Source organism: Falseniella ignava CCUG 37419, from assembly GCF_000301055.1.
In the GTDB taxonomy this organism is placed as follows: domain Bacteria; phylum Bacillota; class Bacilli; order Lactobacillales; family Aerococcaceae; genus Falseniella; species Falseniella ignava.
In genome coordinates this window covers 57,327-67,973 of sequence record NZ_JH932301.1, presented here as the reverse complement: position 1 = coordinate 67,973, position 10,647 = coordinate 57,327, and the positions used below count along the sequence as shown (strand labels likewise).

At 40.5% G+C, this 10,647-nt stretch carries 10 protein-coding genes; 6 read left to right on the top strand and 4 right to left on the bottom strand.

Going from position 1 to position 10,647, the window contains the following annotated elements; genetic code table 11:
* Positions 1-231 precede the first annotated feature (231 nt).
* From HMPREF9707_RS04515 to HMPREF9707_RS04500, 4 genes are all read left to right on the top strand, one after another.
* Positions 232-1,374 carry an ArgE/DapE family deacylase gene (locus HMPREF9707_RS04515; RefSeq protein ID WP_006701509.1) on the top strand — a complete coding sequence of 381 codons (1,143 nt, stop codon included), beginning with the start codon at positions 232-234 and terminating at the stop codon, positions 1,372-1,374.
* Between the two features lie 67 nt (positions 1,375-1,441).
* A complete protein-coding gene (locus HMPREF9707_RS04510; RefSeq protein WP_006701508.1) occupies positions 1,442-2,311 on the top strand; it encodes a glutathione S-transferase C-terminal domain-containing protein in 870 nt (289 codons plus the stop codon).
* A gap of 163 nt (positions 2,312-2,474) precedes the next feature.
* The gene (locus tag HMPREF9707_RS04505) at positions 2,475-2,921 is read left to right on the top strand and encodes a DUF1893 domain-containing protein (RefSeq protein ID WP_040443162.1); all 447 of its coding nucleotides are present in this window, start codon (positions 2,475-2,477) and stop codon (positions 2,919-2,921) included.
* A 2-nt stretch (positions 2,922-2,923) separates the two neighbouring features.
* Positions 2,924-3,451 carry an ECF transporter S component gene (locus HMPREF9707_RS04500; RefSeq protein ID WP_006701506.1) on the top strand — a complete coding sequence of 176 codons (528 nt, stop codon included), beginning with the start codon at positions 2,924-2,926 and terminating at the stop codon, positions 3,449-3,451.
* Between the two features lie 61 nt (positions 3,452-3,512).
* Here HMPREF9707_RS04500 and HMPREF9707_RS04495 read toward each other — a convergent pair whose 3' ends face one another.
* Positions 3,513-5,411 carry a heavy metal translocating P-type ATPase gene (locus tag HMPREF9707_RS04495; RefSeq protein WP_006701505.1) on the bottom strand — a complete coding sequence of 633 codons (1,899 nt, stop codon included), beginning with the start codon at positions 5,409-5,411 and terminating at the stop codon, positions 3,513-3,515.
* A 146-nt stretch (positions 5,412-5,557) separates the two neighbouring features.
* Between HMPREF9707_RS04495 and HMPREF9707_RS04490 the strand changes: the two genes are divergently transcribed.
* The gene (locus HMPREF9707_RS04490; RefSeq protein WP_006701504.1) at positions 5,558-5,875 is read left to right on the top strand and encodes an ArsR/SmtB family transcription factor; all 318 of its coding nucleotides are present in this window, start codon (positions 5,558-5,560) and stop codon (positions 5,873-5,875) included.
* A gap of 75 nt (positions 5,876-5,950) precedes the next feature.
* On the opposite strand, the gene HMPREF9707_RS04485 is transcribed toward HMPREF9707_RS04490, so the two are convergent.
* The 3 genes from HMPREF9707_RS04485 to HMPREF9707_RS04475 are packed head-to-tail and all read right to left on the bottom strand — an operon-like array spanning position 5,951 to position 9,051.
* The gene (locus HMPREF9707_RS04485; protein WP_006701503.1) at positions 5,951-6,649 is read right to left on the bottom strand and encodes an amino acid ABC transporter permease; all 699 of its coding nucleotides are present in this window, start codon (positions 6,647-6,649) and stop codon (positions 5,951-5,953) included.
* A gap of 23 nt (positions 6,650-6,672) precedes the next feature.
* A complete protein-coding gene (locus tag HMPREF9707_RS04480; RefSeq protein WP_006701502.1) occupies positions 6,673-7,530 on the bottom strand; it encodes a transporter substrate-binding domain-containing protein in 858 nt (285 codons plus the stop codon).
* Positions 7,531-7,542: 12 nt separating this feature from the next.
* Positions 7,543-9,051 carry an amidase gene (locus HMPREF9707_RS04475; protein ID WP_006701501.1) on the bottom strand — a complete coding sequence of 503 codons (1,509 nt, stop codon included), beginning with the start codon at positions 9,049-9,051 and terminating at the stop codon, positions 7,543-7,545.
* A 242-nt stretch (positions 9,052-9,293) separates the two neighbouring features.
* On the opposite strand from HMPREF9707_RS04475, the gene HMPREF9707_RS04470 reads away from it, so the two are divergent.
* Positions 9,294-10,559 carry a LysM peptidoglycan-binding domain-containing protein gene (locus HMPREF9707_RS04470; protein WP_006701500.1) on the top strand — a complete coding sequence of 422 codons (1,266 nt, stop codon included), beginning with the start codon at positions 9,294-9,296 and terminating at the stop codon, positions 10,557-10,559.
* The last annotated feature ends 88 nt before the right edge of the window (positions 10,560-10,647 follow it).

The window sequence follows — 10,647 nt, the reverse complement described above, 5'->3', positions numbered from 1 at the left end:
TCCCGTCTTCATAACGAAAGCGAGCGGCGACGAACTGAATGCGGATGGAGGCACGGTGCCAAAGGCGCCGGTTAAAATATGGAATCCATGAAACTAGGTTCAGGGAAATATAAAAGTATGGTAGAGGAAAACCAACAATAATTTGACACTATCTTCACTCAGCGTGTATTTATGTCTGGCAAGCAAAATATGCTATAATGAAAATACATAAATCAGGCGAGGAGGGTCCTCATGAATTCGGAACAACGTGTAAAAATTTTACAAGATCTCATAAAAATCAAGTCGGTGAATGGCAACGAACGAGAAGTTGCTGAATATATTCAACAAGTCTTATCGGAATATGAGATTGACTCCAAGATTATTCCCTATGATGAGAATCGGGCGAATTTAATCGCAACTTTAAAAGGGGATGAATCCGGCTTAACGCTTGCTTTCAATGGGCATATGGATGTGGTGGAAGTCTCGAATCCGGATGAATGGCACTATGATCCGTTCGGTGCTGAAATTGAGGATGGTGTCCTCTACGGCCGTGGTGCAACCGATATGAAAGGCGGCTTAGCAGCGTTAATATGTGCTTTTATTCAAATTAAAACACAACAGATTCCCTTTAAAGGGAAATTAATGCTCGTAGCGACAGTCGGCGAAGAAATTGGGATGCTTGGTTCAAAGCAACTAGTGGATGAAGGTTACTTGGATGAAGTTGATGCCTTTATTGTGGCGGAGCCGTCAACAGCTCAACGATTATACTATGCGCATAAAGGGTCGATTCAATATGAATTAACGGCCAAAGGCAAGACTGCACACAGTTCAATGCCTGAATATGGGATTAACTCCATTGAATTAATGTCTGATTTTATTCAGCAATTCAATCAAACATTAGCAGAACGAATTCAAGGAAAGCGCCACCCAGAAATGGGGGATACGCTCAATGTTTTCTCAGTTATTGAAGGGGGGACGCAAATTAACTCGATCCCTGCTGAGACAAAGATGATGGGAAACGCTCGAATTGTACCTCAATTTGATAATCAAGCGATGCTGGACCTATTTGAAGAGTTAATTCAAGAAATGAATGAAACACATGAAGGGCAACTCTCACTGAATGTGATGCAAAATAACCTGCCCGTAGAGTCTCAACCTGATTCTAAATTAGTTCAAGTCATTCAGTCTGTGGTAGAGAATGAAGTTGAAGTTTTGACGCTATCTGGAGCAACAGACGCTTCGAATTTTGCCCGATTGAAACAGCCGTTTGATTTAGCAATCTATGGACCAGGAATTACTGAATTAGCGCATTCTGTCGATGAATCGATTGAAATTGCAGATTACTTAAGTTTTATTGACGTGTTCTATCAAGTGGCGATTGACTATTTGAAGTAAGTTGTAGTTACCATCCGCAACGCCGTACTTTATAATTAAAAAATAATAAATTCAAGGAGGAAATGATATGACCGAAACATTTATATCAACAATGGCACAAAATCCTGGTGAGTTTCCGATTGAGGCTGGAAGATATCACTTAGTAGTCGGAGATTTTTGTCCTTATGCTCACCGAGCTGATTTAGCCTACCGCTTAGCAAAGTTAGAAGACGCCATCTCATTGACAAAAGTTAATCCGATTAAAACGGGTGAAACGTTTGATTTTACACAAAATGATGATGGGAAAGATCCTGTATTAGATGTTCAGACGATGGGAGAGTTATATCATATAACGGATCCTGCTTATGATGGACGCTGCACAATCCCAGTGTTGGTTGATTTAACGGACAAAAAAATTGTCAATAAAGAATCTGCGGAACTAGTGGAGCTTTTAGGACGACAATTTAAGTCGATTCAAGGAGAGGGTGCGTTCGATTTATTCCCAGAAGAGAAGGAAGCAGAAATCGAGGAAGTCATTGAAGCTGTCAATAAAAAATTACTCGGCACCATCTATGGAATGGATAATGGTAGTGACAATCGCTTCAAGAGTATGAAGAAACGCTATACGGATTATATGGCACAACTCGATGAGCGATTGAAGTCACAACGCTATGTTCTAGGTGATCAACTTACCGCAGCAGATATTTTCGTCTATACGCCATTAGTTCGTCTTGAACCTGCACATAGTGCACTTTATGCCCGTGGAGAAATTCAGTTACAAGACTATCCACACTTATGGGCTTATATGCGTGATTTATATCAAATGCCTGAGTTCCATGAAACAACGCATTTCAGTGAGATTCAAAAGGGTTATTATTCAATGAACGGCCGTCTTGATGAAGTGGATACAAATGCAGATTTCTCACATTGGGATGAACCTCACGGACGCGGTGCATAATTTTTTAGGCACCTCAAAACTTAGATGAAACTAAGTACTGAAGTGTTTTTTTGGAAGTGTATTAAGGGATTTCAAAAACTTGATTATATGAATGAATATTCTTATATCTTATGTTTATTAACTATGTTAAAATACGATTGACAAAAATATTGGATGAGGTGATATGCGCGTGACATTAGAATCCGTGATTAAATTACTACATGATGAAGATTATGCACTCGTTATCGAGCATCAAGAGCAAGTTTATCCTTTTGAAGGACGAGGGATTCGCCCTCTTTACGAAGTTTACCGACATCAAAAAGCGCTTTTAAATCAAAGCCTGGTAGCGGACAAAGTGAGTGGAAAAGCTCATGCGATGCTTTGTGTAGCAGGAGGGGCAAAAGCAGTCTATGCAGACTTAATGTCAGCGGATGCCACCGAGATTTATCAATCGAATGGTATCCACTATGAGTATGGTCAATCCGTTCCACATATTTTAAATCGAGATCGTTCCGACCTTTGTCCAATCGAACAACTAGCGGGTGACTTAACGCCGGATTGTGTTGAGTCATTATGTATAAGAATTGAATCGTTTTTTGAAAAAATAGCTCAAAATCAGAAAGGAAAATAATTATGAATCGTACACGTCAGTTAATTTTAGGGGCAGTATTAATTGCTTTTGGTTTGATTGTTCCATCGATTTTTCATTACTTTTCACTAGGGGGACGTGTTTTCCTACCCATGCATATCCCCGTATTGTTAGCAGGGATGCTTTTATCGCCATCGATTGCGGTAATTGTAGGGATTTTAACACCGGTGATGAGCACTTTACTCACTGGGATGCCGCCTGTTTTTCCAACAATGACCGTCATGATGTTTGAGTTAGGGAGTTATGCTTTAATCACTGCTTTAATGCGTCGTCAATTCAAACTTGGTATCTACCCATCATTAATTATCGGGATTTTATCTGGACGAGTTGTCGGTGCACTCGTAACTTGGTTTATTAGTTTCTTCGTAGCGGATATGAATATCCACCCATTGCTTTATATTGCAAACAACTTTATGACGGGACTGCCAGGAATTATTTTACAATTAGTTTTAATTCCAGTCATGACTTATATGATCGAGTCCACCAATTTATATAAAGAAAATCATATTTAATCATTGAAAAATCCCTTAGCGCTCAGTGAGATGCTAAGGGATTTTCTTATATATAGCTGCATTATCCTTTCAGAAGGCGTAGTCCATTCAGTATGACAACAAGCGTACTTCCTTCATGAACAATCACGCTTAAAGTAATATTTGATAATCCGAGCAAGTTAACAGTAATTAGAAAAATGACCACTGCTAGACCAAAAATAATGTTTTGACGAATAATTCGGGTCATTTTGTGTGCGAGTTGATGCGCTTCGACAAGGCGACTTAAATCATTTTGCATTAGAACTAAATCTGAGACTTCGATAGCGACATCCGTTCCTTGTCCCATCGCAATGCCAATATCAGCTTGGACTAACGCTGGTGCGTCGTTGACACCATCTCCGACCATGGCAATGGTTCCATGTTGTTGTTTTTGTGAAGCAACTAAATTCGATTTTTCTTCAGGTAAGACGTTCGCAAGGACGGTATCCAATTGCAGTTGTTTCCCAACAGCTTCGCCAGTTTCCTTGGAATCTCCCGTAATTAAGGTTGTGTGGATTTGGTGTTGTTTGAAATATTGGATAACGCTTGGCGCATCGTCTTTGATTTCATCCATCAGAGCAATTACTGCGATTAGTTGGCCATTGCGTGCTAAATAAGTAACAGTCTTGCCTTCTTGGGCCAACGTGTAGCCTTGTTGGCTCAATTCAGGTTGTGTCGAGGCAATCTCCTCGGTAGGTTTACCTAATTGATATAAATCTCCATGGTAATGGGCTTCGAGGCCATGCCCAATAATATTATTGACTTCAAGCTCTAAGACTTGTTTAGCGGTAAAATAACGGAGCATCGCTTGGGCGAGAGGATGATTGGATTCTCGCTCTAGTGCTACAACGATATTATGAATCATACTTGGATCGAATTCGTCATCAATGATCACATCCGTGACTTCGAGTTGGCCACGTGTTAAAGTTCCGGTCTTATCAAATGCGATGGCTTGTAACTGTGCTAGCCGATCTAAAAAGACACTTCCTTTTGACATAACTCCTTTGCGCGCTAAAGTTGAGGTCGCGGAGAGAGTAGCCGAAACGGTTGAAGCCGCTAAAGCGCACGGAGAAGCAGAAACTAATAGAACGAGTCCGCGATAGAAACTCGAGGCAATATCGATATTAAAAAGTAAAGAACTAAACAAAATATAGCAGATAACTAAAATTAGAACCAAATTAACGTAAGAAGGTTCGTATTGTTGGATAAAGCTAGCAACTGGCGCTTGATTCGTTTGGTTTTGCTCAACAAGTTGAATAATTTTAGCAAATAATGTATTTGACGGTTCGGTTGAAACTTCCATCGTAAAACTTCCCGTACCATTCAATGTGGAGCCATAAACTAAATCTCCGGCTGTTTTCTCTTTAGGTAATGATTCACCATTCAAGGTAGATTCGTCAATGCTTGTTCGTCCCGAAAGAATCACGCCGTCGATAGGAACGCGGTCGCCATTGAGAACTTGAAGTTGATCACCAATTTGTAATGAATCGACAGAGACAATTTCAAGGCTTCCATCCGACATAATTTTTCGGGCAGTTGTAGGATTGATTGCCATTAATTTTGATATTTCTCGTTGACTCTTGCCCTGAGCCCAGTCTTCTAAGAAGTGTGCTCCTGCAAAAATTAATATAAGCAGTGCCCCTTCCCAATATTCGCCAAGTACCATCGAACCGATTGAAGCGAGTCCCATTAAAATATGGGCATTGGGTTTAAACGAACGATGTTCGACCGTCTCGTGCCAAGTTTGGGAGACGCCTTCCATAATAATTACGTGATAGCCTGCCAGCAGCGCCGATAAGACAAAAGTAACATTCGCTAACGAAGGGTTGGAATGTCTTAAAAACAATCCAACCAATGCTAGAATTAAACCAGTGAGATAGCTAATGATAGGTGCTTTACCGTGATTGTGATGATGTTCGTGGTGATGGTGTGTATGTTTCATAAAAATTCCTCCATTCAACTTATGAGTAATCATTCATATGATTATAATTTCATATTATACCGAACGGACAGATTTGTCAAGGGAAAAAGTCTTCATATGATTTTTAATAAAAAGATATTATAATAGAGGAGTAGGGAGGCGAAATAATGAGTTTAACAGACTTTAATAATGAAGATTTATTAGCAGTGAGTCGCTTGTTTAAAGTTATTAGCGATCCGACTCGCTTAGCGATTTTATTTTTTTTACGCGAAGGATCCGCCAATGTGGGACAAATCTCTGATAAAGTAATGATGGAACAATCCGCCACGTCACATCAGTTGAAGACGTTAAAAGAAGCACGTCTCGTGAAATCTGAGCGTTCTGGTAAAAATGTCTACTATGAGTTAGACGATGATCATGTGTTTAGTATTTTGAAACAAGTACTAGATCATATTCAAGAAGTAGAGTGCGATCATCATCACTAATCAATAAAGTAAGCTACCGAGCTCATCAACGTATGATGAGTTCAGTAGCTTATTTGTTTGAGTATTAGTTTAAATTTAAGAGAAACTTTGAAACGAAATTGGGGTTTCTTTGACCGTATAACGTCTTTCCAAGTAATGTTGGACTTGTTCAAAGACGAAACAAATTGACCAATATAAGACAGCCAATAAGAGATACATCGTAATAAAATTATTGTTCGAAGCAGCAACAATCTTTGCTTGTTGAAAAATATCTCGCACCGTAATCATCGCGGTTAGTGAGGTTCCCTTAATGAGATCTAATAGGATGTTACTCAAGCCTGGAATGGCAATTCTTGTTGCTTGCGGGAGGATAACACGTGTAATCACCTGTTTAAGATTCGCGCCTAAATCCATCGCCATCTCCCACTGGGCGCGCTCAATCGCAATGATTGAACTGCGAATCACTTCGGAGCTGTAGGCACTGGCAGTAAAGGTAAATCCAATAATCGCAGCAGTATAAGCCTCTAATGTGACACCGGCAAAGGGTAACCCAAAGTATAGAAAGAACAAGACAACAAGTGCAGGAACGCCTCGAAAGAATGATACATAAAATCTTGCAACCCAATGTAAGATTGGGACTTGTAAGATTCGAACGATGGCAATCAAGGTTCCAATTAATAATGAGTTTAAGAAACTAATGAGGGCAATGGAAAGTGTTGTGCTTAACCCCATTAAGACAAAATCAAGGTTCTCCCAAATTAATTGAAAATCAATCAGTTCATTAAGTGGCGTCATCGATTCAGCCTCAATTTCTAATGTTAATACTCAATCACAGGGATATCTTCGATAGGAGTTCCGTTGATTTCTTTAAACGGTTCAGAAGGATTATCACCATTAAAGTATAGTTCTGCAATTTCTTTTAAGCGACCACTCTCGCGAAGTTTTTCAATTTCTTCATTAATTTTTTCGACTAATGTCTCAGCGTCTTTATGGTACATAAAGCCTGCTTGAGTTGGGTTAAAGAAAACGTCTGCCATTTTAATCGGGTATTGCTCACCGTAGAAAGCAATAGCGGATTTAATGGTATAATAATCATTCGGAATAAAATCAATACGCTTCGCGACTAAGTCCATAAAATATTGCTCGTTAGAAGAATTGTCATAAACGACAGGTTCAGCACCGAATTTTTGAGCAATTTTCATATAAGATGTTGAAGCTGCTCCACCAGATTTCTTCCCGGCAAAATCTTCAACACTCTCAATACCAGAGTTATCTTCACTTCGAACGACGGCGGTTCCAAGACTGTAAATAAGCGGTGTAGAGAATCGATAGCTTTCTACTCTTTCCGGTGTCATATCGAAGCCTTCCGCAATTAAATCAACTTGACCATTATCCAAAGACGTCACCATGCCGTCGACGCCCATCTCTTTAACTTCAAGCTCTAGCCCCATATTTTTTGTGACTTCTTTAAGAATATCAATGGTGTAACCTACCAGTTCATTATCTTCATTGTAATAAGCAATGGGGTATAAAGTTCCTGAAGCAGCGATAACTAATTTACCATTCTCTTCAACGCGAGCGAGTGAGTCATCTTGCTTGTCTTCTGCATAAATGGCAGTGTTGATTGAAGTAAGTGACAGTAGAAATACAAGTAATGTTGTTAGAAATTTTTTCATAATATTGCTCCTTTATTCGTTAATTTGTGTTGATAAATCAATAATATCTGTATGTAATAAGCCGTTTTCTTCAAGTTGAAGTGCGAGTTGAAGTAGTAAATATTCTTCACCGCGACCGCCCCATGCTTGAATACCAATCGGTAGACCTTGCGCTGTGTGATACATCGGTAATGAAATCGCTGGCTGACCGGTTAAGTTTTGCTGTTGGGTAAAAGGTGTCCACTCGAGACTGCGATCGAACATCTCCCAAATTAAACTTTGCTGCTCAGCTTTCGATAAATCATCAATATGATGGAGTCGATCAACCATTTCGGGTTGTTTGTGGAATTCTTCATGAACAAAGGCAGCTCCATTGTTAGTAGGCGTTAATAGCACATCATACTCTTGGAAGAATTGTTCCATTTGAACAGCTAAATTATCCCAATACGTTAATACTCTAGAATAATCAGCACCTGTCACCTTCTCACCTGAACGATAGAGAGCCCAGCTCATCGGTTCCATATCATCTTGAGTTACTTTACGTTGTTGACCTTGCTCGATGCTTTCCATCATCACTTGGGTCTCTACACCGTTAACCATATAATATGTTTCCATTGCGCGGCGTCCGTCGGTAGGAAGTGGAACTTCCACCAGTTGGTGTCCAAGTCGTTTTAGTTGTTCGACAGCTTGATCAAGCGCTTCACGAGCCTCCTCTCGTAAGGCGTAACCAGCTGGAACATCATAAGTATATGCGATGTTCAGTGGACGATCTAATGCGGTCAATTCTTGCTGGGCAATTTTTGGACAGAAGAAAGCCGCCTCAGTCTGTTCAACTTGCAAAGCTTTTAACATTTCCCAAGTATCTCGCACGGTTCGAGTGATGGCGAAGTCAATCGACGCCCCTTGCCAGCCACGGTAACCTCCAGGACCAACGGGCATCCGACCCCGAGTAGGTTTAAGGCCAATTAATCCAGTAAAGCTAGCGGGAATCCGTATTGAACCTCCGCCATCACTGGCTGTGACCGCTGGAACCAACCCGGCTTTTAAGGCAGCAGCGGCTCCACCACTCGAGCCTCCTGGGTTACGCTTTAAATCCATCGGATGATTCACTGCCCCATTAAAATCGGAATCACTTTCATTTTTGAATCCAAACTCAGGTGTATTGGTTCTTCCGACAACGATAAAACCTGCATCCAATACTTGTTGAACAAAGTTATCCGTGATGGGTGCAATAAAATCCTTCATCAATCGACTGCCAGAAGTACTCGGTTGCCCTGCTTGGGTTTGACCGAGGTCTTTCAAAAGAATTGGTACCCCGTAAAACGGTGGTAATGCTTCTTTTTGATCATCGCTCAATGCGTCGAGCTTTGCTTGATAAGCTTCAGCAATGTCTAAAGCGTCATACTGGGTATGCGTCACTGCATTTAACAACGGATTGTACTGGTCAATATTATCAAGTGCTCGTTGAACCGTATCAACGATCGAGATATGGGATCCTCGAATCTGTTGTGCAATTTGAACCGCATCTTCAGTAAATAGCATAAAATACCCCCTTCAATTTTATACAATTAATTTATTGTGTTTCTAGTATAAATGATTTTAAAGGTTTTGTGTACCTTAATGCTTAGGTACTTAATTAATTTTTTCGATGTTTTGAGGGCTGTTTAATGCATGAATATTACAAATTGGCAACAAAACATTTCAATCCAGAAACCAATATTGGTCTTTGAGTTGAAACGTGATACACTACAGTTGCAATTATAATACGGTAAAAAGGTGAAATTATGAATAAAACAAAAAAATTATGGTTAAGCACGTCGCTGGTCGCTTTATTGGCACCCAGCGTTTTAGTAAGTGCTCAAGGTCCAGCGGTGGCAGCACAACCTAAGAGTGTAGCACAAGCCAATCGAGTACAATCTACACAACGTCAAACTAGCTATCAAGTGAAGTCTGGTGACACATTAAGTACGATTGCGAACAAACTTAAGATGGATTTACGCGTTTTAGCGTACTTGAACAAGACAGGTCAAGTAAATATTATCAAGCCTGGTGCAGTAATCGAAGCGCATTTTGATTCGAATCAACGCGCTGAGCGCATGACGATTTCAGCCCCAGAGCAAGAGGCTGTTGAAGTGGACGTACCGGTTAACTTAACGCCACTCCATAAAGTAAAAGCAGCAACTTTCGTTCAACGTACTACGCCAGTGGCACCAGCGGTATATACTGAAGAAACAACCCAAGAAGTTGTGACCGTTGACGAGATTGAGACAACGGTTGAGGAAGTTGAAGAAGCGACAGAGGCAACGCCAGCGGTTGAACAATCGACTCCTGAAGTTGAAGTAACTCAAGAAGAGCCACAACAATCACGTTCGAACTCATTACATTTGACAAGTCCTAAAGTTCAGGCACAACCGTCTACTACTCAAGAAGAGAAACCAGCAAATGTTGTGACACCACCTGTTGTTAACGCCGAAGAAACGACAAAAGAAGTTGTTGAGAGTACGTTAGAAACAACTGAAGAAACGACAGAAGAGACAACACAAGTAGTAGCACCAAAACCTGAAAAAGAAGTTGACGAGGGTGTTTATACACAACCGCCAGTTGAAGCAGAGCCAGTGGAAGAAACTACGACTCAAGTTGAAGTATCCATTGAAGAACCGATTGTTGAAGAAACAGAAGAAGTAGTACCTGAAACACCGGCTGAGACACCGTCAGTGGATGGTTTACAACCACATGCCGCAGCTTATAAAGATTTAGTCGGTTCGATGTTCGGCATTACGAACTTCAGTACCTTCCGCCCAGGAGATCCAGGAGATCACGGTAAAGGATTAGCTGTTGACTTTATGGTTTATAGCAACGAGCAGCTAGGTGATGCAGTGGCTGAATATACTTTAGAACAAATGAAGAGTGGCCAAAGTAGAATTAGTTATGTCATTTGGAAACAACGTATTGCAGGGCCATGGACAGGTTACCAATGGCAAGATATGGAAGATCGTGGAAACATTACAGCAAACCACTTCGATCACGTCCACGTTTCATTTAATCCATAAAAATAAGAAGATTCTATCAAATTAAGTTAAAGTCCCCTCAATCCAAAACGGATTTTTGAGGGGACTTCGTATCAATCTAATAAAACCC